This is a genomic window from Acidiferrobacterales bacterium, from assembly GCA_028820695.1.
Lineage (GTDB): Bacteria > Pseudomonadota > Gammaproteobacteria > Arenicellales > JAJDZL01 > JAJDZL01.
Window position 1 is genome coordinate 122,381 of sequence record JAPPIB010000052.1, and the last position, 24,350, is coordinate 146,730.

Here is a 24,350-nt window from a genome sequence, read left to right on the forward strand (position 1 = left end):
GATGGTCGGACAGTTGCCTGTTCTTCCGACTGCCGCTCTCAACGGTATTTGAGCGAAATCAGTTGCAATCGAACAAGAATGCAAAATTCCTGCCCGCTGCATTAACAAGACAACAGCACAACATGACAATCGAACAAGCGCTTTTTCGAAGAGTTGGCCAATTCTGCGAAAGTATGGGAACGAAACTGCCGGTTTTGCTGGCGCCGATGGCGGGTGCCTGCCCGCCGGAACTCTCGATCAGTGTGGCCAATGCCGGTGGTCTTGGTGCGTGTGGCGTGCTCCTGATGAGTCCTGAGCAAATTGTCCAATGGTGCAGTGACTTCAGGGCTTCGAGCGACGGACCTTTTCAACTCAATAACTGGATTCCCGACCCTGCGCCAGTTCGCGACGATTGCGAGGAAAGACGGGTGGTGGACTTTCTGAGTCAATTCAGTGGTGAGACCCAACCTGAAGTCGCCGAAATCACCGCGCCCGAATTCAATGCTCAGTGTGATGCCATGCTTGAGTCCAAGCCGCGTGTGATCTCAAGCATCATGGGGATCTATCCGGATGAATTCATCACGCGAATGAAGTCACAGGGGATACTCTGGTTTGCCACCGTGACGACAGTGGCAGAAGCGCTCGAGGCACAACAGGCAGGGGCTGATGTGATCGTCGCTCAGGGCGTTGAGGCGGGCGGCCACCGAGGCACTTTCAGGGCACAAGATGCACAACAGTCACTCGCCGGGCTGTTCTCCCTGATTCCCGCCATCGCAGACTCGGTGCATTTGCCAATTGTAGCGACCGGTGGAATTGCAGACGCCCGGGGAGTTGCGGCGGCACTGATGCTCGGTGCCTCGGCAGTGCAAATCGGCACTGGCTTTTTGCGTTGCCCGCAGGCGGCCATTCCGTCGGCGTGGGCTGACGAGATAGGAAAATCGGCTCCTGATGGCACGATGCTCACACGGTCATTTACCGGCAGGCTGGGACGATCGATCGCGACGGCCTACACCAAAGCCTCAGCCGCATCGGATGCGCCCGATCCCCGACCGTATCCCGTACAGCGGGCGCTCACCAAACAGATGACGACCGCAGGGCGTCGCGACAACGATCTGGACAGGATTCAGGCTTGGGCAGGCCAGTCAGCCTCTCTGGCAAGGGCGGTTGCAGCGGACAAGCTGACTCGCGATTTATGGAACGGGGCTTTGAACCTTCTGGCCTGAAGCGGGTTAAGGCTGTGGCAATTTTGTCAGTCAGCGAGTTCGCCACTGGGAACAGTCAAATCCGATACAAGTACTGTTGACGCAGATCAGCTGCCACTGCCGGTACCGATTGACAGGCTGTGTGATCTGTAGATTATCTGACACGGTTGTTTAGGGTATATTGATTGACTTCGAACGTTGGAAATCAGTCGACGATAAGTAAAATGACAAATAACTTCAAAGCATTGAATCCGGACTACGAGTCCAAGGTACGACAGAGTTTCGTCGAACAGGGAATCATGAAGCTGATGGGAGCGACGATCCGCGACGTCGGGCCCGGACGCTGTATAATCGAATTGCCGTTCAACGAAAAACTGACTCAGCAAGATGGGTTCTTTCACGCAGGAGCAACCAGTACGATCGCTGACTCAGCAGGTGGATACGCAGCATTGACGCTGATGCCGGCCGATAGCCAGACCTTGACCGTGGAATTCAAAATCAATCTGCTGGTACCGGCTTCAGGCGACAGGCTTTGCGCAGAAGCGACAGTGATCAAAGCCGGCAAGACCTTGACCGTATCGAACATTGAGGTGTTCTCGCATCGCGGTGAAAGCCGAAAACTGTGTGCGATCATGCAACAGACCACCATTTGTATTCCTCACCCGGATTAATCCCTGATGGGCAGCGACTATTCAGCACTGAACTTTGATTTGGGAGAGATCGCCGACATGCTTCGGGCGAGTGTTCGCGAGTTTGCTGCGAATGAGATTCAGCCGCGAGCTGCCGACATTGACCAGTCCAACGAATTTCCGTCCGATCTGTGGAAGAAGCTGGGCGACATGGGACTGCTTGGCATCACGGTCGAGGAAAAATTCGGTGGAGCCGGTATGGGTTACCTGGAACATGTCGTCGCCATGGAGGAAATAAGCCGCGCTTCGGCATCTGTCGGTCTTTCCTATGGCGCGCACTCTAACCTGGCTGTCAATCAAATTCGCAGAAATGGGACAGACTCACAAAAGCGAGAGTATCTGCCTCGACTGATCAGTGGCGAGCACGTGGGAGCACTGGCAATGTCAGAACCGAACTCCGGGTCCGATGTCGTCAGTATGAATCTGCGGGCACAAGTCGAAAACGGCCACTACATCCTCAACGGCAGCAAGATGTGGATCACCAACGGACCCGATGCCGACGTGTTGGTAGTTTACGCCAAGACGTCACCGGAAGCCGGGTCAAGAGGCATCACGGCCTTCATCATCGAAAGGCAGTTCGATGGATTCTCTACCGGACAGAAACTGGACAAACTGGGCATGCGCGGTTCGAATACCGGGGAGCTTGTCTTTGACAACTGTGCGGTTCCTGCCCAAAACGTGCTGGGTGAGGTCGGCCGTGGCGTTGAGGTGCTGATGAGCGGCCTGGATTACGAAAGAGTTGTACTGTCAGGAGGTCCACTTGGAATTATGCAGGCTTGTCTTGATGTTGTCGTTCCCTACGTTCATGAACGCAGGCAATTCGGAAAGGCCATTGGAGAATTTCAGTTCATCCAAGGCAAGCTGGCCGACATGTACTCTGCATTGAACGCATCGCGTGCCTATGCCTACGCCGTTGCGAAGGCATGTGACCGAGGTGAGACAACACGCAAAGATGCCGCAGCAGTCATCCTCTATACCGCCGAAAAGGCCACATGGTGTGCGCTCGAGGCGATACAGGCCATGGGTGGTATGGGCTACGTCAATGAAACACCGACCGGGCGTCTGCTCAGGGATGCCAAGCTTTACGAAATTGGTGCCGGCACAAGCGAAATTCGTCGCATGCTGATCGGACGCGAACTTTTCTTGGAAACACAATAATCTGCAAGTGACAGGAGATATGATGATGCAGGCTTCCTCAGTAGTCCTAACCGGAATGGCCCGAACTCCGATCGGTGGATTTCAGGGTCGCCTATCGGCAAAGTCCGCCCCGGAACTCGGCTGCAGCTCAATTCGGGCAGCTCTCGACGACGCCGGTATTCAAGGTGCAGACGTCGATGAAGTGCTCATGGGCTGTGTGCTCCCCGCTGGAATGGGTCAGGCTCCTGCCCGACAGGCAGCGCTGGCCGCCGACATTCCGAAATCAGTCGGTTGCACGACGGTCAACAAGATGTGCGGTTCCGGTATGAAAACTGTGATGCTCGGCTACGATTCGATTGTGGCGGGAACCAACTCTGTGGTAGCTGCCGGTGGGATGGAGAGCATGACCAATGCGCCTTATCTGATCCCGAAAGCCAGGGGCGGGTTGAGAATGGGACATGGACAAATGATGGACCACATGTTCATAGACGGACTGGAAGACGCCTACCAGAAAGGCTCGTTGATGGGAGAATTCGCAGAAGACTGCGCACAAGCCTATCGGTTCAGTCGCGAAGCGCAGGACAATTTCGCGATCGAGTCCCTCACCCGGGCACAGAAAGCAACCGAAAACGGCACCTTTGCGAGGGAAGTCACGGCAGTTGAGGTGAAGACCCGAAAGGATCAATATGTCGTTTCGACCGATGAACAGCCGCAGACAACCAACACTGAAAAAATCCCGTTCCTGAAACCCGCGTTTCGTAACGATGGAACCGTGACCGCGGCCAATTCCAGTTCAATTTCTGATGGCGGAGCCAGTGTGATCCTCATGGCCCGGACCGAAGCCGAACGACGGGGGACGAGCGTGATCGCGCAACTGGTGGGGCATTCAACTTACGCGGCCGAGCCGAATCTGTTTCCAACCGCTCCGATCGGTGCGATCAAGCGCCTGCTCGAAAGGCTTGACTGGACAGTCGACGACGTCGACTTATTTGAGATCAATGAGGCGTTTGCCGTCGTAACCATGGCGGCAATGCACAGTCTGGGACTGTCACATGATCGCGTGAACGTCCACGGAGGGGCCTGTGCGCTCGGACACCCGGTCGGCGCCTCCGGCGCCCGCATCCTCGTGACCCTGATCGCAGCAATGGAAAAATACGACTTGAAACGCGGTATTGCGACGCTTTGTATCGGAGGTGGAGAGGCCACCGCGATCGGAGTGGTTCGCCCATAGGTGAGCGGTCAACAAACCACAGGTTGGATATCAGCATGAAAAAGATTGTAGACTTCTATTTCGACTTCTCCTCGCCGTATGGATACCTCTCCAGCGAGAAAGTTGACGATCTTGCGGCTCGCTGTGATTGCGAAGTTGTGTGGCGCCCGTACCTGATGGGGGCGGTCATGAAGATCACCGAGCGCAAACCTCTGGTGCAGATTCCGATGCTCAGGAATTACAGCGAGAACGACCTGGAACGTTTCGCACGGTTTGAAGGCATTGAGCTCAATCAGCCATCGACGTTCCCTATCGCCACAGTCGCCGCCTGCAGAGCCTACTATTGGTTGCAAAGAAGCGACAAGGCAAAGGCAAAGGATTTGGCGCAGGCAATTTTTCGCGCCTACTTCATCCGCGACGAATTGATTTCGCAACCGGATGTAGTGGTCTCGATTGCCGAAGGCCTGGGGGTCAATTCAGATGAACTGGGCGCAGCACTGGAAGATCTGTCGGTCAAGCAGTTGGTTCGGGATGCGACCGACAACGCGGTGAGACAGGAAATATTCGGTTCCCCATTTTTTGTCGTTGACAATGAGCAGTTCTGGGGTCATGATCGCATGGGACTTCTGGAAGCATGGATCAAGACAGGCGGCTGGTAATCGAACGCGACGGAGCGCACAGACATCGTCATGGCTGTCATTGAGTCACAAGTCAACACCGACAGTGCCGATTTTCAGGACCGAAAACAGACAATGACCCGGCTGGTCGGGGAGCTTGACTCGGTACTTGACACGATCAGGTCCGGCGGCAGCGATACTGCTCGGAAAAGACACACTGATCGGGGCAAGCTTCTTGCCCGAGATCGAATCCAGTTGCTGTTGGACAAAGGTTCGCCATTTCTGGAAGTCGCACCCTATGCCGCATACGACATGTACGGCGGAGACGTCCCGTCAGCCGGCATCGTGACCGGAATCGGGTCGGTTTGCGGACTCGAAGTGATGATTTTCGCCAACGATGCTACGGTAAAAGGCGGCACCTACTATCCGGCCACTGTAAAAAAGCACCTGCGCGCCCAAGAGATTGCGTCAGACAATCACCTGCCCTGCATTTATCTGGTCGACTCTGGAGGAGCCTATCTTCCCTTGCAGGACGATGTGTTCCCGGACCGGGAGCACTTCGGACGAATTTTCTACAACCAGGCCAACATGTCAGCCGCAGGCATACCCCAGATCGCTTCCGTCATGGGTTCATGTACGGCAGGCGGCGCCTACGTACCCTCAATGTGTGATGAGTCTGTAATCGTCCGCGGGCAAGGAACAATTTTCCTGGGCGGACCTCCGCTGGTCAAGGCAGCGACCGGTGAAACCGTATCAGCCGAGGATCTCGGCGGTGCGGACGTTCACTCACGCCAGTCCGGAATAACCGATCACTATGCCAATGACGACCAGCATGCCCTTTCCATCGTTCGGGACATCGTGAGAAATCTGAATCGGGCCCAATCCAGTTCAAGACAGATTCAGACCGTCCCGCCCCTGTATGATGCAAACGAAATTTATGGAATCGTGCCAACCGACCTGCGTCAAAGCTATGACGTGCGAGAGGTCATCGCCCGCCTGGTCGACGGCAGCGAATTGCACGAGTTCAAGAAAATGTACGGTGATACCTTGGTCTGTGGATTCGCGCATCTCATGGGGTACCCGGTCGGCATCATCGCGAATAACGGCATCCTTTATTCCGAATCGGCACTCAAGGCGACCCACTTCATCGAACTGTGCTGCCAGCGCGGCACTCCCCTGGTCTTCCTGCAGAATATCGCCGGATTCATGGTAGGTCAGAAGTACGAGGCGGGCGGAATAGCGAAAGACGGCGCAAAAATGGTTACCGCAGTTGCGTGTGCGAAGGTGCCCAAGTTCACTGTGATCATCGGTGGCAGTTTCGGTGCCGGAAACTACGCCATGTGCGGTCGCGCATACGGTCCCAGATTTCTTTGGATCTGGCCCAACGCAAGAATCTCAGTCATGGGCGGCGAGCAGGCCGGGAATGTTCTTGCACAAGTCCGAGCCGACAACATGAAAAAAGGTTCCTGGAGCGAAGACGAGCAGCAGGCATTCAAGCAGTCCATTGTTGACCAGTACGAAACCCAGGGCAGCCCGTACTATTCGAGCGCGCGTTTGTGGGATGATGGAATCATTGATCCTGCAGACACCCGAATGGTTTTGGCTCTTGGGATTTCGGCCGCTTGCAATGCACCCGATACAAAAACACAGTTTGGGATCTTCAGGATGTGAGGTGGGCGCAATGAATGACTCATCTTTTGCCAGCAATAATCAAACCATCGACCTCTCGGTTGACGAAAAAGGCATCTGCTCCGTCACCCTGAACAGGCCAGATGTTCACAACGCATTCAATGAAGTCATGATCGCTGAAATTACACAGGCGATGATTTCGCTGGAGTCGGACCCGAATGTGCGGATAGTTGTTGTGCGCGGTGCTGGAAAAAGCTTCTGCGCCGGTGCCGACATCAACTGGATGCGTCGGATGGCGGACTATGATGAAGAGCAGAATCTTGAGGATGCCGGTCTGATGTCTGAAATGATGGACCGATTGTATCGGTTCCCAAAACCGACACTTGCTCACGTTCACGGCGCAGTATTTGGAGGTGGTGTCGGTTTAGTCGCCTGCTGTGATATCGCTATCGCATCCGAGGACGCGGTCTTCAGTCTGTCTGAAGTCAAGATCGGACTGATTCCATCGGTCATCAGTCCATATGTTGTAGAAGCCATGGGCACCCGTAACGCTAGAAGGTACTTTCTGTCAGGAGAACGTTTCGGTGCATCGACTGCCAGACATGTGGGTTTGATCAACGAGTGTTGTGAGGATCGTGAACTGTCGACGCTCCGACAGACAATTTTGCAAGAACTTCTCCAAAGCGCGCCCGAAGCGCAGAAAATCGCCAAGATGCAACTGCAAAATGTTGTATCCAATAACATAAGCCACGAAATCCGACGGCAGACGTCTCAAATGATTGCACAGGTAAGGGCTTCGGATGAGGGCCGCGAGGGAACGGCCGCATTTCTTGAGAAACGACTGCCGCCGTGGCGCAGCGAGCATTGATTCATTGTTCGAAAAGCTTCTCATCGCAAATCGTGGCGAGATTGCATGTCGGATCACACAGACCGCACGCAGACTCGGCATCAAGATTGTGGCCGTCCATTCCGATGTCGACCGCAATGCGCTGCATGTCGCGCTTGCGGACGAGGCCGTTGAGATTGGGAGCGCCCGACCATCGGAAAGTTATCTGAATGCGGAAAGAATCGTAGAAACGGCGCGCCAGACAGGTGCAGATGCCATTCATCCAGGATATGGGTTCCTATCGGAGAACAGCCTGCTGGCGGAACTGTGTGAAAACCAATCTATTGAATTCATAGGTCCGTCGTCCAAAGCCATTCGGGTCATGGCGTCCAAATCTGCTGCGGCTTCAATCGCCATACAGGCAGGTGTACCGGTCATGACGGGTTACAGGGACTCAGACCAGCGGCCTGACAACATGATTGAAGCTGCCCGCAAAATTGGATTCCCGGTGTTACTCAAATCCTCTGCAGGTGGCGGTGGCAGAGGAATGCGCATTGTTCACAGTGAGAATCAGTTCGCTGAACTTCTTCAATCAGCCAAGTCCGAGGCCAAGGAGGCATTTGACGATGACCTGATCATCATTGAAAAGTTTCTTGAGTTCGCGCGACACATTGAGGTCCAGATTGCCGCTGATCAGCATGGAAATCTGGTGCACCTATTCGACCGGGAATGCTCAGCCCAGCGACGCTACCAGAAAATTGTCGAGGAAGCCCCTGCGCCCGATATTCCATGCGAAATACGATCAGATATGTATGAGGCGGCAATCGCCATGTCTAGATCACTCGATTATCACAATGTGGGCACAGTGGAATATTTACTCGTCGGGAACCGGTTCTATTTCATGGAAATGAATACCCGTCTTCAGGTGGAACATCCCGTCACGGAGCAGATTACCGGGGTTGATCTGGTTGAATGGCAACTGCGAATCGCAGCAGGCGAGGATTTATCGTCATTCACAGCGCCCGATCGACCACTCGGTCACGCGGTCGAAGCTCGTCTTTACGCCGAGAACCCATCAAAGGGGTTTCTACCGTCACCGGGCAACATCAGATACCTGTCCATGCCTGCGGCCTCCGACCAGATTCAGATTCACAGCGGTGTGCGCCAAGGCGATGATGTCGACCGGCATTACGATCCATTGATAGCCAAGATCGTCGGTTACGGACAGGACCGGGCTGACGCAATTGATAAGTTGACCGCAGCACTCAATGAAGTTCAGATTATCGGATTGGATTCAAATGTGGAATTTCTGGTCAATCTTTTACGGCACGATACATTTCGACATGGAACGATTGATGTCAGGTTTGTTGAAAACAACCTGGACGAACTGACTCCGGGCGCTGCAAAACTTCCAGATGCGATTGCAGTTCTGACTGCATTGTTCCTGAATGCCTCGTCGGGCAAGGCGTATCGACTTCCGGCTTCGGAAGTGACAGTTGACGCGGATTCACCATGGCATCTGAGCAACGGATGGAGGCTGAATTCGACGCGTGAGACAACTTGGAATCTTGAACACGATAACCAAATTGTCAATGTCACCATCCGAGTCCATAACGATGCCTTGTCAGCTGACTGTGGGTTGGGCAAAATTACCTGTCGCGATGCAGTGATTGACGAAAAACTGGTCTGCGCCAACCTTGATGGAACCGACTGGTGTGTCAACGTGGTTGAATTGGACAGGTCTTTGGTCGTATTTCACAACACTGTGAGGTACGAACTTGCAGTCACTGATCGGGTTTCGGCACCAAAGGCGCCGGCTACTCGCGAGGGTTCACTTGCCGCGCCGCTGCCGGGTCGTGTGGTCAGGGTGTTGGTCAAACAGGGAGAAAGTGTCAAATCCGGACAGAATCTGATTGTTATCGAAGCGATGAAAATGGAACACCATATTTCCAGTCCTGTCGCTGGCATTGTCTCAGCGGTCAATTTCGAGGAAAATGATCAGGTGGATGAAGGAGCTGTATGCTTGGTCGTGGAGTCTGCGGAGTCTTCGTCGACGAATTCGGTTGAGAAATTATGATGAACACTCCTGGTGAAGTCAGTCTGGTCGAGGTTGGCCCTCGTGACGGCTTGCAGAATGAGTCGGTCATGACATCGGTGGACTTTCGGGTTGAACTGGTCGAACGGCTCGCTGGATGTGGTTTCGGTGCCTTGGAAGTGGGAAGCTTCGTGTCGCCCAGGTGGGTGCCGCAAATGGCCGACACCCGTCAGGTATTGGATACGGTTCGAAGGTCGAAAGACATTGCGCTGATTGCACTGGTACCGAATATGGTCGGTATGAATGCAGCGGTTGAGGCCAATGTCGATCGAATCGCGATATTCTCAGCAGCTTCAGAATCCTTCTCGCAGAAAAACACGAACTGTTCAATCGATGAATCATTCGAACGCTTCGAGCCGGTCGTCGAATGTGCGAACGAGAACAAGATTCCTGTACGAGGTTACGTTTCGTGTGTACTGGGCTGTCCCTATGAGGGACGTATGACCGAGGACAAGGTAATTCCTGTAGTGGAGCGATTGTTTGAATTGGGGTGTTATGAGGTATCGTTGGGCGATACCATTGGAGTCGGTACTGTGACCGGCACGAAAAACCTGCTATTGGAGTTGGAAAAATCGGTTCCCCTCGCTTCGATTGCGGTCCATTTTCATGACACCTATGGGCAGGCTCTGCCGAATATTCTTACTGCGCTTGAACGTGGTATATCCACAGTTGACAGCTCAGTCGGCGGGCTGGGAGGGTGTCCGTATGCGAAAGGTGCAAGTGGTAATGTCGCGTCGGAGGATGTGGTTTATATGCTGGAGGGAATGGGTGTGAAGACTGGCGTCGACCTGGACAAGCTTGTTGACATATCGAAGTACGTGTTCGACAACTTGAATAGATCTCCTGCATCAAGAGTTGCGAACGCCCGCTTGAGCGGCTGAGAGCTGAGGAACAATTCCGAAAATGTCGGATGCTTCCAATTACTTCTCGCTGAAAGTCGAGCTGGATTACACCTATTCGCTTGGTGCACTGAAGCCCTATTTCGATGCGTTGGCCGATGCCCGCGCTCTCGCATCCAGCTGCCCGGCATGTGGAAAGGTGAACTTTCCCCCGCGAATTGTCTGCGGCGATGACTGGTCTGAAACTGATTGGATTGAACTCAACGGTACAGGGGAAGTTGTCGAATTCACTGCCGGCAGGGGTACGAATGGAAATAGCGTCGCTTTTGCCTTGATTCAGATGAAAGGGGCAGACAATTTATGTCTCGGTCGTTGTGAGGAGCAAGACGTGAAAGTCGGGAACCTGGTACAGATCCATACATTGGATCTGCCTCAGTCACATCCAGCACAACAAGTGATCTTCAAGACGGTTCCAAGCAATCACGATAATCTCAAAAAGTAATCGCCTTTGCACCCAGATTCCGACTCTGAATGCAGAAGACCGGTCTTGTCATGGCAATCATCGAAAAGATTGCAATGGATAGCACAGGTTACCGATCAGCGACATCCAAGACAGCGACCACCTCAACTCATGTTAGTCCGAAGTCGACTTGGAAAGGTCCTGTTCCATCTTTTTTCTGAGCCTGTGTATGTCGTTCAGTTCATCCGTCATCACATCGTTCCAAGTCACTACACTTCCTTCAGCGATCGAATTACGCAGCGTAAGTTTCGACGCGAATCCGATCGGCAAAGCCTTTAGATTCAATGAGGTTTGAGCCGGCAATATCTTTCCCCAAACCGTACTGCCGCCCTCACCATCCAATACTTCGCCAGCTCCCAGATCGCGCTTGGCAACTGATACGGCATCGGCCGCGAACGTCATCGGGCATCCGGTCGGCTCTCGGCGCAATGCGACTGATGCAACACTAATGCCCAGCTCGAGACCAATTAGATGGTAGGGACGATACAGTGCGGAGTATCTCCCCGTGGAATCTGTCAAAAGGCCATATTCACGAAAGCACCGCGCGACATATTCGGTCCCGGCTTCAAAGACCACATACACCCCCCATCGCAGGTCTCGGTCCACTTCCGTACCATCCCGGTTCAGCGATGAGACCACCTCCACCATACCTTTTTGGGGCAGTATCCCTCCGTCGGACTGCGGTATGAGCAGCGAACCCAGCTCGTCAACCGAACATGCCGGAAAGGTCAGACCCTCGTGCGGTGGGCTCAGTCCTGTTGCGTTTGCCACCGCGGTCATTTCTATGGCCGACTTTGTTCCATCCAGAAATGAATTGAACATCTTGCTGTTCATTCCTCCTTTTTCGGCATCTTCCCTGGTCAGGCCGTAGTGGTCCCAGACGGTGTCAGGTGTTGAGTGGTGGTAGGAAGGAAGATATTTGGTACCTTTTCCGGCACAGACCACCTCCAGTCCCATCGACCGAACCGCATCCACCTGTTCGACAATGAGAGCCGGCTGATCACCATATGCGAGAGAATAAATGACTCCATTCTCCCTTGCCCTTGTCGCCAGCACAGCACCGACCAGTACGTCCGCTTCCACATTGACCATGACAACATCGGTTCGATGCTCTATACACATCAGCGCATGTCGGGCTCCAACGATCGGGTCTCCGGTGGATTCAACGACTACATCAACGTCTGCGCGTTCCAAAAGTTGAGTTGAATCTTCCGTGATCAGTATCTCCCGCAGGTCCTGCTCGGTAAAACCGACACAGTGGAGATTATTTCGGGTGCGTCCAAGGTCCAAGTCACATACCCCGACCAACTTCATACCCGGTGTTCGTATGATTTGCGCCATGAACATAGTGGCGAATTTCCCCACACCGATGATACCTACGCGAATCGGTTGCTTCGTACGTTCCCGATCTTGCAAAAGTGAATACAGATTCATTGGGTCACCACTGTAATTTCAGTCGACATGTTATATATTTTCCAGCCGGCGGATTTTCGAACCGCCGAAACTAAAGGATTATTACACAATCTGACGGCGTGATTGACTCATCGACAGATCGTGTACAGTGGTGACCCGGACGAGGGCGAAAAAAAAAGTGTTTGGCGGACTACGAATCCAGCCAAACACATAAAAGAGGATTCACGAAGAAACTATAATAATCAGAGCGTCCCTGCTCTAAATTTCATCCATGTCATTCAATGCTACTGCCACAGCCCGGAAACCAAAACCATGCGTAACCTAGAACTTTCCACATTATGTTAGTTTGACTTGACAATCAGTAATAATATATATTTTCATTTATACATGAATATATACTCATGTATTAAACTGACATTTATCAATGTAAGATATTGTTTATATAAGTAAATATGTTGTTTTGTGACAATAATATATCTATGATATATCGATTTTATACATACTAGAGGCAGAAATGATTCATCATCTTCCCCCAATCGCGGCTCTACGAGCGTTCGAAGCGTCATCCCGACATCTCAACTTCACCAAAGCGGCGGAAGAGTTGAGTATCACTCAAAGTGCTGTCAGTCATCAGATCAGACATATTGAGGATCTTTGGGATTTCAAGTTGTTTGAGAGACAGGGAAGACGTCTCATCATTACCAAAGAAGGCCAGCTCATCGTGCCTGTTATACGTGATTTTCTTGACAGCATGAAACGCGTCCTGAACGATATTACCAACACGGAAACTCGCTCGTCGATTCGCGTGAGTCTGCTGCAGTCATTTGCAGTGAAATGGCTGGTGCCCAAACTCGGAGGCTTCAATGACCTGTACCCTGACATCGGTATCTGGATATCAACTACCGATGAAATTGTCAATTTCGCCACCGAAGAAGTCGATGTCGCTATTCGCCTGGGGTATGGTGACTGGCCGGATTTGCATGTTGACACGCTGCTTCACGAGCATGTCTTTCCGGTCTGCGGTCCTGATTTCCTAAAGCGCATAACACCGCCTAAGCGTCCTGCTGACCTGGTACACTACCCATTGCTGTACCGGCACTCTTTCGATAACTGTCCGCGCTGGAGAGACTGGTTCAGGGATGCTGGAATCACGGTCAAGTCGCTGCCAAGAGGATCCAGATTCCCGGACACCAGCATGTCGATTCAGGCAGCGATTGACAACCAAGGCATTGCACTGGCTCGCAGTGCTTACGTCGACGACGACCTGAAGTCCAATCGCCTGGTGAAACTCTTTGATGTAGATAGCAGATCCCCTGTGTCCTACTATTTTGTCTGTCCTCACAAGACATTGGCTCAACCAAGAATCGCGGCATTTCGAAAATGGCTGCTGGCTGAGGCGGCTCAGTCACAAATTTCATTTGATCAGGTCATTCGTAGCAGTTTCAAAGCTGATGTTGCCTGATTGCCCGATCCATGTCACGGTGGACGACCGTCACAATTTGGGAAGAAAATAAGCGTATATAATCCGATTTATTAACTGTACAACGCTGGTGATAGCAATGAAGAAATGGTTATGGGGGGCATTGGCGGGGCTGTTTGTGGGGACTGCAGTTGGGTTCGCACTGGGGGTATACACCCTTCCGATCCTTGTTGAATTTCTTGGCGACAGACGACAATCTGAAACCGTCCAGGTCTTTTCCGAATCAGACCCAACCGGTGAATTTGACAGAGACAGTCCCGGTTCGGACCCACTTCACTGGGGTGAGGGCAGAATTCGATTGTCTTCAGGACATCTGATATTTGAAGACGATGTGAGGCTTGCACCCGGACCGGATTACCGTATCTACATGACCACAAAGTTTGTTGATAACCGGGACGACTTCAAGAGAATCAAAGCCCAGGCAGTTGAGATTTCAAAGCTAAAGAATTTCTCCGGTCCCCAGAGTTTCGAGTTGCCACCCGATTTGGACACTGATGTATACGACAATGTGGTCGTATGGTGTGAAGCGTTCGCGATGTATATCGCTAGCGCACGCATCGATTAGAGCGGTGTCGAGACCGGTTTTCGGTTATTTCCCGATTTTGAATGAGCGTTGAGATCATTATTCTTTGCGCTCGTCTGATTACAATCTCTGCGGCCCGCAACACCGCTTCCCACAATACTCAACACCTACTTTCAATTGTCTCAAATGCATTTAACGAAGACATCAGGTCAAATTTGCTTGGGACTCAGTTGTGCAAATCGGAACTTGCCTGACTGACAATCGCTTCGGATATTCGGCCGGCCGTCAGCTCGGTTTGACTCTTTGCAATTGGCCCGGGGTCCGAATCCCTGACAGCCCGCCAAATCCAAATTCGGTGCCATCTACGGCCGTTTATTATCGAAGTGAACCAGTTTCCGGACCTCGCGGATTCGCGTTCACATAAATCAGAATACGCAAATGATTGGGATCAGGATGCAAAAGTCATTGTTTTTCGGGAAAATATTCGAGCAGCGAGGACTGACCGGTGATGTCGATGAATCGAATATTGCACGTATTGCCATTGGCATCGGCAAGATGAACAATCTCATTGATTTTGAAGTTCACCGGTTGTTGATTGCCTCCATTGACGGCAATATTTGTCGCATAGAAGTATGTGTGGTCTTGAGCATCAAGAAAAGGATCAATTGGACCCGATAAACCCGGTACATTTCCGCTGCTGCTCTTGATTATTACCGAACCGCCATTTGGCAACGCACGCAGGTCAATGTCCAATTTGTTCTGACTTGGAATCCAGTCGAGGCGCAGCTCTGCAGAATATCCCGCAACTGCAGCGTACACTTTCATCTTTTCAGTCATGGTATGAAGTGAAAATTTTGCGATGCCTCGACTGTCCGTTGTTGCGGCGACCCAAGTTTTGTTTTGAAACAATGCCAGCACATTGACACCAGGCATTCGCTGCCCATCAGCACTAATGGAAACCAGCGCAAAGTTCTCATACTCGCCGGCATCACTGACGGATTCAAATGGGTACCTCAATTTGCGCCAAGGTACTAACCGCTGACCTGAATACTCGTGAGAGTGATCGCCACCGTATACGACAGTCGATTCGATTGTTTTCGGCAAGTGTTCAAGGTGAGTCCCAACGCGTTTGACCTGCTTGAACAGCGATAGTGCCGGTTTCATTGAAGATTTTGCCTCAACCAGCAGCAATTTGTCAGATTGGGGGATAACGAAATCAACTTCCGCCCCATTTCGGTCCCGATAAACGAACATTCGATTGAACGTGCCCAAGTTGGCCCGGTGCTTTACGATTTCGCTGGCGACCCAGGTCTCAAATATCTGACCAAAAAGCGGATGGGTTGGTATGTGGCTGATCTCGTGAATTCCCAACAACCAGCACATCAACCCGGTATCATAAAAATAGAGTTTGGGCATCTTGATCAGTTGTTTTCGTACGTTGCCGGTAAATGGAGGCAATCGGAAAACAATGAAACTGGCCTCCAGCAGAGAAATCCAGCTTTTAGCGGTAGGTTGCGAAATCCCGCAGTCTGTTGCCAGTGACGAATAATTCAGATAAGTGCCGCTGCGTCCGGCACATAGTCCAACAAACCTTTGAAAGGTATCTAAGTCTCCGACATTAGCCAGTTGTCGTACGTCACGTTCAAGGTAAGTTTGGACGTAATTTCTCAACCATTCGCTCGGAATTCGAGATTCGTTGAATATTCGAGGGTACCCGCCACAATATAGAGTCTCGTATAGTTCCGAAGGTGCGTGTTGAAACTGAACAATTTCGTTTCGCGTTAACGGGAAAAGCGTAAAAACAGAGGTTCGTCCAGCTAGAGACTGACTGATGGATTCTGATAGCTGAAGATTCTGTGACCCTGTGAGTATCCAGCGACCTGGCCTAGGATCTTCGTCAACGATTGTCTGAATATAGGAAACCAGGTCCGGAACGCGTTGCACTTCATCGACAATACAACCGTCGGAATAACGCTTTAGAAACGAGCGTGGGTCGTTTTGAACAGACGCCCTTAAATCTGGCGCTTCCAAATTTACATAAGCGTGATTCTCGAATAGCTTTTTCACCAAAGTAGTTTTGCCACTTTGCCTTGGACCGGTTAGCGTTACAACCGGCGATTGGGTTGCAGCAGCCCGCAATACTGGTGCGAGGTCTCTTTTTACAAACATTCTACTAATTCAAATATATCGTATATTTTAATATCATATTTTGAATTATACGATATTATGAAGGATAAATCTGTTTCTATAGCAAAGTGAATCTTCCAAATGTCGGCAAGGTCAAGCTGATGTCCTCAGTGCCGATTTACGGTGTCGCAATTTGCAGTCGGCTGCATAACCGCAGCTCAGTTGGTCGAACCCGGATTTCTGATCATCGGGTGTTTCAATTCATGAGGGTGGATGGTGCCGGTGAGAGGAATTGAACCTCCGACCTGCTGATTACGAATCAGCTGCTCTGCCGTCTGAGCTACACCGGCTACGAAATTTGGATTGCCTGTCTGATTCCCGCAAGATCAATCAGCAGGACTGATTTGTCAGAAACTGTAACGTGGTTATAGGTGGAGAATCGTGTCAGTGAAGACGGCTTTCATTATAACAAACGAGTACACCGCGCGGCTCCGCCTCCATTCACAGAAGTAAACCTAAATATATGTTCGCCTGAAGTTCCCTGCCAGTCACTGACATTCAAATGCCTGACAAAAAATGAGCGGTTTACAAATAAAATGAACAAAATCCACACACGCATCAGTCGTTTTTTTTATCACGCTTAAACCATGGCTCATTTCCTTTTCTCGAGACTGATTCAGACAGCCTTCGTCGTTCTATTGATGTCGTTCATCTGCTACATGCTGCTTGGACTGATGCCTGGTGACCCGGTCGACTTGCTGATCAGTGCCGATCCCCGCCTCACCGCGGAGGATGCCGCCCGCATCAAGGCAATCTATGGACTCGACGAACCACTTCATCGGCGCTATGCGAACTGGTTGTTTGAAGCGCTGCAGGGTGAATTCGGTTACAGCCGGCTGTATGCAAAACCGGTACTGACTGTTTTGTGGACTGCACTTCAATATACGCTCGTATTGATGGGGCTCGCACTGCTGGTATCCGTCGCAATCGCTATTCCTGCGGGTCTTCTTGCCGCAAGACGCATACATAGTGTTGCGGACTACTCGATCAACATGATCTGTTTCGCAGGCATCTCCGTGCCCCCTTTCTGGTTGGCTTTGATGCTGATATTGCTTTTCTCAGTCATTCTGGGTTGGCTGCCGGCCAATGCCTTGCCTTTGGGCGACGTCGGTTTGGTTGAACGGGCGAAAGGGCTCATCCTTCCCGTGATTACGCTCGCGATGGTGAGTATCGGTGGTGTGACCCGATACGTAAGGGCTTCTTTGCACGACTCGATGCAACAGGATTACATTCGAACCGCATTCGCTAAAGGATTGTCGGAAAGACAGGTCTTCAGGGGTCACGCATTGCGAAACTCCATGATTCCGGTCGTCACCATCATCTCTTTGGATGTCGGTGCGTTTTTTTCAGGTGCCCTGATCACCGAGTTCATGTTCGGTTACCCCGGCATGGGTAAACTTCTCTTTGATGCGGTGCTTGGCAGTGACTACAACCTTGCGCTGGTCGGGTTACTGATGGTGACTTGCGTAACGCTGGCGGCAAACTTTCTCGCTGACATTGCCTATGTAGCATTAGATCCGAGAATCTCATATCGTACGGACGACAAATGAACGCACAATCCAGATTTATCCGAAATCTGCTGCATCATCGACTGGCAATGGTCAGTTTCGTGTTGCTTGTGATCCTGGTCAGCTTTACTTTATCCGCCCCGCTGTTTGAATTGCTTCTTGATACCGAGATGTCGGCGGTTGATCTGTTTGCCCGTTTCCAGCCCTTTTCCCTGGAACATCCACTCGGTACTGATGATCTGGGACGCGACTTGCTTGTGAGACTTGCGTACGGCGGCAGAATTTCCCTGATTGTCGGATTCACTGCTGCAATTTTCGCTGCGATAATTGGCACGGCTGTCGGTCTGATAGCCGGCTACCGAGGAGGTTGGCTCGACAGTTTCCTGATGCGCGCCACGGACAGTGTGATCGCACTGCCATTGCTGCCTCTGCTCATTGTGCTCGCCGCCATTGACCTTGAGAAACTGGGAATCCCCGCACAAATCGCATATCACAGGGATATCGGTCTTTATAAGATTATCGTTATCGTCAGCCTGGTTGGATGGACCGGCGTGGCAAGACTGGTCAGGGGATCAGTACTGACACTTCGAGAACAGCCCTATGTACAGGCTGCTGTCGCAATGGGTGTGCGAAGCCGACGGATCGTACTGATCCATATTCTTCCGGGTCTGGCGTCACCGATAATCGTCGCCACCACACTGTCAGTCGGAAATATCATTCTGTTCGAATCAATCCTCAGTTTTCTCGGTCTCGGCATAAATCCGCCGACACCAAGCTGGGGCAACATGCTGACCAACGCGCAGGAACTGATCTGGGAGGCGCCGACACTGGCGTTCTTTCCGGGAGTCTTGATTTTCCTGACGGTGATCTCTTTCAATTTTCTCGGCGATGGCCTTCAGGATGCCCTGGCCCCCAGATCAAGAAACCGCTAACCGAGTTGGGCGTGTTGTCGATAACTCTCGAATCGCACGACCTTGCCTTGAGTCGTCTGGAAAACGCAGGTCAACAAAGAATGTCAACTGCTTCAGCCATTGACGTGACCGTAAAGTCAGGTTGATAATCTTTCACCCACGTCTCACTGTATCTGCGCATCCACATCGTCTGTAGTCCCGCATTCCTTGCCCCATCGATATCCGAATCTGGACTATCGCCGATGTGTAAGGTTTCCCTAGGTTGGGTTTTGGCGATTTCGCAGGCTTTGAGGAAGCCCGCCTGATGAGGTTTCATGACTCCTACATCAGCTGCATACACACAACCAACAAAATAATCTCGAATGCCGACTTTCTCTAAGTCTGAATTGCCGTCGGACAGGGAAACCAAAGGATACCTGCCGTGCAAAATTTTGAGTGCACTCAGCGAATCTGGATACAGAGTCAGTTGATTTCTGTCATGCAGAAACCGTTGCATCAGTGCATCCACTCCGTCAAGGCCATAGTCGCATGCTGTCAACATGCGGGTGAATACCTGCCGTCGAACTTCCGTAAGGTCATGTCGGATTTGTGGCATGCTTTCAAAAATGTCCTGGCGTAAATCTTGTATTTGCCGAACCGAATACCGCTCGGTTACATTCGGATAGATCTGCCTGAGCAACGCATAACTGTTCGCTTCTGCCCGCTCAAGTGTCGGCATAAGATCCCAAAGCGTATTGTCCAAGTCGAGGGTTATTGCCCGAATCTCATTCATTGTGTTTACCGCTCAAGAAAGTTCGAAAAGTGGATGGCAGTTGGTGATCGCAGGTCAGCATCCGTGCCCAATTCTGTCAGCCTTGCTTTTTGGAAAATATATTCTAATGGCAAAAAAACGAGTTCCCTATCTTGCAGGTCATCCCAATAACGCTCCACAATACGAGCCGAAGGGGCTGCATAGGCTATCGGCCTTAATGGCGCGGGCTGATGCCTGGCATCGATTTTCCCAATTGGTTGTGATAGCTGAGAAGTCCCTGCGGTGCGAGTCAGGAAGGAGCCTTATAGTGAATGCACGTTACTATGCATTTCTTGCAGGACTTATAGGCCTCATATCATCATTCGGCGAATCTTGATGATTCAGTCGCGTTTTGAATTGCAGCATGCGTTTTAGGACGCTCTGTAACCTGCTTCAAGAAATGCTGAATTGCGAGACGTTCGGGAACTTTGGGATGGGTGATCACAAAAATGTCCAGTGTAAGCGTATCAATTTTATCGGTCAATGGCCACAATTGACTGGCGCTAACCTCCCTTTCCGTAAAGCCCTCCGGTAAAAAACAGATTCCCGAGCCCGCAAGAGTTAAACGTTTTGCCTCTTCCAGATTGGAAGATATCCCACCGATATGGTGCCCTAGTTTGTGCTTCATTCTGAATTTGGTCAATTGCTCCGGCTCGTCATCTCCTGTGAGCACGAATTTCTCTTTCGACAGCCTGTCAATGTTTCTGATTCTTGTTCCAAACAGTGAGTGTTCCGAATTGCAATATGCTCGATGCGTTTCCCGAAACAACAATTCGTAATGCAATTCGTCGTGCTTCGTGCTGATCGGCGCTATTCCGATATCAATACTGCCGCGAAGTATCGTTTTTGAAATGGCTTCCCAAGCCACAATTTCGATTTCCAATTCCACATCCGGATACAACCGAATATATCGGTTCAGAATTTTATCCAAAGGCGCACAAACGATATTGCTCACCATCTGTATTTTGAGGAGTCCATGAACATTCTCCGAAAATTTATCCATGTTTTTGGGAATGCTGTCGACTCGACTAAACATTGGACGGCACTGCTCGAACAACAGTTGTCCCTCATCTGTCAGTCCAAATCCGCCCGGACCTCTAAAACACAATCTGACACCGAGCTCCGCCTCGAGCTTAAGGAGCGCATAGCTGATCGTTGACTGCTTTTTGGATAAGCTTATAGATGCAGCTGTTACCCCTTTCGAAATCACGATTTCATGAAAAACCTTGAGAAGATTCCAGTCTAGGGAACTGGCAAACTTAGCGTGAGATATTGTCATAGGCTGATAAAACGAAAACCAAGTTTTCACCCTCGAACAATCCGGGAATGCCCGGTGAATTCATTGTGAGATTCAGCACCTGGCGGAGTTCGAATGCCACTTCAACCGTCAGTCCAGTCTGTCAGACCTGATTCCGAGACTCGCCTGCCTTGCCTTGAGAACACCGCCCATGTCTGAAAAACTCCTGAAACATGGCTTACGTGAAGTGGTAATTTGGAAATGATTTGATCGTCCACAATAGAAGCCAGAATTTGAGCTGAAATCTCCAATGTTCAAATTCTAGGTAAACATAGATTATATCTATGAATTAAATATATGAATGGGCATTTACATGCCGAAATATTTATGTTAATAATGCGACAATTCTCAAATTTTTTTCGAAAAGACCAACCAGACGAAGGTGCCGTTATGAAATTACTGAATAAGGCAATCATGCTGATGGTTACGTTTGGCTTTTGTGTTGTCGCTGCAACCAGTTACGCAAACGAAAAAGTAAACATTGCCATCATTTCTTTTTCACCCTACGCCCCCTGGTATATTGTTCAGGAAAAAGGGATGGCTAAGGGTATTGACTTATCTGTTCGAATCATTGAAGACATCACCGCCAAAAACGCGGCCATTTCGGGCACTGACCTACAGTGCATGATGAACACTCTTGACTCTTTGGTCGTTGCCGCTGCTGCCGATGTTCCGGTGAAGGTCATAGCTATTCCAGCCATGTCATACGGATTGGATGAAATGGTAGTCAGTGAACAAATCCACTCTGTAAACGATTTCCCCGGCAAAAGATTCGGGGCAGACTATGCATTTCTGAATCACATGTGGATGTTGCTGACCCTGAAGAAGGCCGGCATACCGTTTGACCAATTGGACCATACCGTTCTCCTTCCTCAGGACAGCGCTGCATCGTTCGTTAGCGGTGCTCTGGATATTGATGTGAACTACATCCCTTTTTCCAGGCAGTCCCTGAGGCGACCCGGGTCCCATGTCCTCAAAACAAGCCTGTCTGACAAGACTTGGGAACGTGGACTGATATCAGAATCCATCGCATGCAACAGTAAATGGCTGGCAGAAAAGCCCGAAGTTGCCAAAGAGCTTTTGCGCGCCTGGTTTGAAGCTGTTGACTGGTGGAAAAGTAATCCGGAAGAAGGGAATGACATTATCGCCAAAGGCCTTGATTGGCCAATAAGCGATGTAAAGGAAACCCAGTATGGCGCAGTGATGCTCAACGCATCTCAAAATCTCGGGGCTTTTGGTCTGGGCGGTGCGCCTCTTTGCGCAAGCTTGCCGCAAAACATTGTAGAAGCGCCTGCCAAACCAAGTGGCTGGGGTCAAGAATTATTCGATGGCGCACCCGACTGTGCTGAAGGTTACGCGTTGCAAACATGGGATCTGTTTGGTGATGTATATATTGAGGCAGATGTGATGTCTACCAAAACCTCCCCGTCGGAGGGCATAGAAACTTCAATATTGCAATCGCTGGCAGATGATGGAATTGTTGACATATATAATTCCAATCAGTGGATTGGGCGACTCGGCACAGACTAGAGCCTTCTCGTAAGTGAACCCTTGTGGCAGCATTCCAATCCCTCAGTAGAAAAACGATCGGAGGCCTTTATGCCGCACGGCCTAATCGGCACTCAGTGGGTGCTGGTCAAATCAGCAGTTGCGTCATTGCCTCGGCAGACGCATGGCTGAAGACTGCTTAGATCAGGTTCGTGGGAATATTTCGAACTGAATCCTATTGTTTACATACTGAAGTACATGCCTCTTCGCATTTGCCCGAGCCCTTATTACCCTGCGACATTTACCATCGCAGCGTTCAAGGACAGCGCAAAAATGGGGGACAAGGTCGTGGTTTCATAACCGATTCGGTCCTTGGCAAGAATATCTGGAAAAGCGTGGCAAGACCGTCCAGGGGAATTCGGTGTGAGAGCAGGTTGACTTCGCACATGCGCCAGTGCATCGCAACCGCTGAGTTTCGCCTGCCGTCTGCAGCGGTTGTTGCGGCGTGAAAGTTGCTTTGGGAAACTGGCCGTTTTTTTAATTGATTTTGGATACATAAAATGCCTGATAAGAAGACTGGGGAATTGCGAGGCAATCGCAACCTAAAAAGATTGGGGAAAATTTCCCAAACAAAACAACAGCAAGAGATTGAACGTTCGCTGGAATTTGGGCTTGAAGCCGCGGAATCTATAAACGACAGAACCATTTCTCTGTTCAGTCGCGGCCACCAGCCTGCCTTTGCAGGGATCAATACGTTCATGAAAGCACCTTACTGTGAAGACATCAGAAAAGTAGGGGAATATGAAGCTGCTTTTGTCGGTATTCCTTTTGATACGGGAACAACCTACCGACCTGGCGCCCGGTTCGGTCCCCAGGCTGTGCGTCAGATATCCGCGCTATACGATGGTTATTCCGTAGATGGCGCAGTCGATATTCAAGAAGAGCTTGATCTGTGCGATGCCGGGGATATCTTTGTGATTCCAGGTAATATTGAAAAAACTTTCGATCAGGTTACCAAAGCTGTTTCCTATATTTATACTTCCGGTGTGTTCCCAATCCTAATGGGCGGCGATCACAGTCTGGGCTATCCGAATGTGCGGGGGATCGCACCCCATATCGATGGAAATGTCGGTATTATCCATATTGACAGGCATATTGATATGCAGGAAATGGACATGGATGAACGAATGCACACTACACCCTGGTTCTGGACATCCAATGGACACGAACATGAAGGCCGGGATGTCTCAACCACCCATCATTCGCACAGTCATATGCATGACATCGGACTAAGAAACTGTCCTCCTAAAAATCTTGTTCAGATGGGAATTGGAGGGTGGTACGGATCAAGACCGGGGTCCGAAGTAGCGAGGGAACGAGGGTCCAGCGTGATGACAATGACGGATATTGAAGAACTCGGAATCAAGAAGGCGGCTGAAATGGCTTTGGACCTTGCCTGGAAAAATGCGAAAGCGGTTTATCTTTCTTTCGATATCGATTCCATAGATCCAGGATTTGCCCCCGGTACCGGTTCACCTGAACCCGGCGGGTTAATGCCAAGAGAAGCGTTGGAGTTAGTACGGTTGATCGCGAGAGAAGGTCTTTGTGGAATGGAAGTTGTGGAAGTCGCACCTCCCTACGATGTTAATCAGAACACCTCTCAACTGGCGTGCCGAGTGGTGCTTGACGTATTGGGTACGTTGACCACCGAAGGAAAACTTGGACATCGTGCCCAAGTACAGAGCTGAACCGCGCTACGAAAGATAAGCATTTCGACCGCCGTGGTACCTCATGGACTTCCTCATGCATTGGAAGCTGATTTTTCATTAGCACTTGCGTAGCCATAAGATGGTGATCTGCCTTGTCGTGCCCCAATTTATTGAAAGCAAGACAACCCCTGCCTAACGGCAAGATAAAGTGATGCGCGCAATTTCCGGAAAGTTCAAACGCAGCAGTACCCTGAAATCGCGTTAGAGCATTATTTTCGCATCAACAGCCCGATTCTGGCGT

Annotated in this window: 20 protein-coding genes and 1 tRNA gene; 16 read left to right on the forward strand and 5 right to left on the reverse strand. The window is 50.8% G+C overall.

Annotated elements, in window-relative coordinates; translation table 11 throughout:
- The first annotated feature begins 173 nt into the window (after positions 1-173).
- The 10 genes from OXI60_10275 to OXI60_10320 all read left to right on the forward strand — a co-directional run bounded on the left by OXI60_10275 (position 174) and on the right by OXI60_10320 (position 10,725).
- Positions 174-1,202: a nitronate monooxygenase gene (locus OXI60_10275; protein ID MDE0310201.1), complete on the forward strand. Its 1,029-nt coding sequence runs from the start codon at positions 174-176 to the stop codon at positions 1,200-1,202.
- A gap of 203 nt (positions 1,203-1,405) precedes the next feature.
- On the forward strand, positions 1,406-1,852 hold the full coding sequence (locus OXI60_10280; GenBank protein ID MDE0310202.1) for a PaaI family thioesterase: 447 nt from the start codon (positions 1,406-1,408) through the stop codon (positions 1,850-1,852).
- Positions 1,853-1,858: 6 nt separating this feature from the next.
- Entirely contained in the window at positions 1,859-3,028 is a 1,170-nt protein-coding gene (locus OXI60_10285) for an isovaleryl-CoA dehydrogenase (GenBank protein ID MDE0310203.1), read from the forward strand.
- A 25-nt stretch (positions 3,029-3,053) separates the two neighbouring features.
- On the forward strand, positions 3,054-4,238 hold the full coding sequence (locus OXI60_10290; GenBank protein ID MDE0310204.1) for an acetyl-CoA C-acyltransferase: 1,185 nt from the start codon (positions 3,054-3,056) through the stop codon (positions 4,236-4,238).
- Positions 4,239-4,273: 35 nt separating this feature from the next.
- On the forward strand, positions 4,274-4,876 hold the full coding sequence (locus tag OXI60_10295; GenBank protein MDE0310205.1) for a 2-hydroxychromene-2-carboxylate isomerase: 603 nt from the start codon (positions 4,274-4,276) through the stop codon (positions 4,874-4,876).
- A gap of 30 nt (positions 4,877-4,906) precedes the next feature.
- Positions 4,907-6,505 (forward strand): hypothetical protein, encoded by a 1,599-nt coding sequence (locus OXI60_10300; GenBank protein ID MDE0310206.1) that lies wholly within the window; start codon positions 4,907-4,909, stop codon positions 6,503-6,505.
- A gap of 10 nt (positions 6,506-6,515) precedes the next feature.
- The gene (locus OXI60_10305) at positions 6,516-7,331 is read left to right on the forward strand and encodes an enoyl-CoA hydratase/isomerase family protein (protein MDE0310207.1); all 816 of its coding nucleotides are present in this window, start codon (positions 6,516-6,518) and stop codon (positions 7,329-7,331) included.
- Between the two features lie 4 nt (positions 7,332-7,335).
- A complete protein-coding gene (locus OXI60_10310; GenBank protein MDE0310208.1) occupies positions 7,336-9,366 on the forward strand; it encodes a biotin/lipoyl-binding protein in 2,031 nt (676 codons plus the stop codon).
- Positions 9,363-10,265, forward strand: coding sequence for a hydroxymethylglutaryl-CoA lyase (locus OXI60_10315; GenBank protein ID MDE0310209.1), 903 nt, complete (start codon positions 9,363-9,365; stop codon positions 10,263-10,265). Before OXI60_10310 ends, OXI60_10315 begins: the two co-directional genes overlap by 4 nt.
- Before the next feature lie 22 nt (positions 10,266-10,287).
- Positions 10,288-10,725, forward strand: coding sequence for a zinc ribbon domain-containing protein (locus OXI60_10320; GenBank protein ID MDE0310210.1), 438 nt, complete (start codon positions 10,288-10,290; stop codon positions 10,723-10,725).
- A 132-nt stretch (positions 10,726-10,857) separates the two neighbouring features.
- Here the strand turns inward: OXI60_10320 and OXI60_10325 are convergent, their stop codons facing one another.
- Positions 10,858-12,177, reverse strand: a complete 1,320-nt coding sequence (locus tag OXI60_10325) for an SAF domain-containing protein (GenBank protein MDE0310211.1) — start codon at positions 12,175-12,177, stop codon at positions 10,858-10,860.
- Positions 12,178-12,670: 493 nt separating this feature from the next.
- Between OXI60_10325 and gcvA the strand changes: the two genes are divergently transcribed.
- Complete coding sequence (gcvA, locus tag OXI60_10330; protein ID MDE0310212.1) at positions 12,671-13,618, forward strand: transcriptional regulator GcvA; 948 nt, start codon at positions 12,671-12,673, stop codon at positions 13,616-13,618.
- A 97-nt stretch (positions 13,619-13,715) separates the two neighbouring features.
- Positions 13,716-14,201 carry a DM13 domain-containing protein gene (locus OXI60_10335; protein MDE0310213.1) on the forward strand — a complete coding sequence of 162 codons (486 nt, stop codon included), beginning with the start codon at positions 13,716-13,718 and terminating at the stop codon, positions 14,199-14,201.
- Between the two features lie 420 nt (positions 14,202-14,621).
- On the opposite strand, the gene OXI60_10340 is transcribed toward OXI60_10335, so the two are convergent.
- Entirely contained in the window at positions 14,622-16,328 is a 1,707-nt protein-coding gene (locus tag OXI60_10340) for a DUF4143 domain-containing protein (GenBank protein ID MDE0310214.1), read from the reverse strand.
- A gap of 232 nt (positions 16,329-16,560) precedes the next feature.
- A tRNA-Thr gene (locus OXI60_10345) sits at positions 16,561-16,636 on the reverse strand.
- 297 nt (positions 16,637-16,933) lie between these two features.
- On the opposite strand from OXI60_10345, the gene OXI60_10350 reads away from it, so the two are divergent.
- Positions 16,934-17,896, forward strand: a complete 963-nt coding sequence (locus tag OXI60_10350) for an ABC transporter permease (GenBank protein ID MDE0310215.1) — start codon at positions 16,934-16,936, stop codon at positions 17,894-17,896.
- Positions 17,893-18,786, forward strand: a complete 894-nt coding sequence (locus tag OXI60_10355) for an ABC transporter permease (protein ID MDE0310216.1) — start codon at positions 17,893-17,895, stop codon at positions 18,784-18,786. The genes OXI60_10350 and OXI60_10355 overlap by 4 nt, the downstream gene beginning before the upstream one ends.
- Before the next feature lie 70 nt (positions 18,787-18,856).
- Here OXI60_10355 and OXI60_10360 read toward each other — a convergent pair whose 3' ends face one another.
- Positions 18,857-19,537 (reverse strand): HAD family hydrolase, encoded by a 681-nt coding sequence (locus OXI60_10360; GenBank protein MDE0310217.1) that lies wholly within the window; start codon positions 19,535-19,537, stop codon positions 18,857-18,859.
- Positions 19,538-19,874: 337 nt separating this feature from the next.
- Entirely contained in the window at positions 19,875-20,864 is a 990-nt protein-coding gene (locus OXI60_10365) for a LysR family transcriptional regulator (protein MDE0310218.1), read from the reverse strand.
- A 378-nt stretch (positions 20,865-21,242) separates the two neighbouring features.
- Here OXI60_10365 and OXI60_10370 point away from each other — a divergent pair, with 378 nt between their 5' ends.
- Together OXI60_10370 and OXI60_10375 are read left to right on the forward strand one after the other, a co-directional pair.
- The gene (locus OXI60_10370; GenBank protein ID MDE0310219.1) at positions 21,243-22,382 is read left to right on the forward strand and encodes an ABC transporter substrate-binding protein; all 1,140 of its coding nucleotides are present in this window, start codon (positions 21,243-21,245) and stop codon (positions 22,380-22,382) included.
- Positions 22,383-22,900: 518 nt separating this feature from the next.
- Complete coding sequence (locus OXI60_10375) at positions 22,901-24,088, forward strand: agmatinase family protein (protein ID MDE0310220.1); 1,188 nt, start codon at positions 22,901-22,903, stop codon at positions 24,086-24,088.
- The last annotated feature ends 262 nt before the right edge of the window (positions 24,089-24,350 follow it).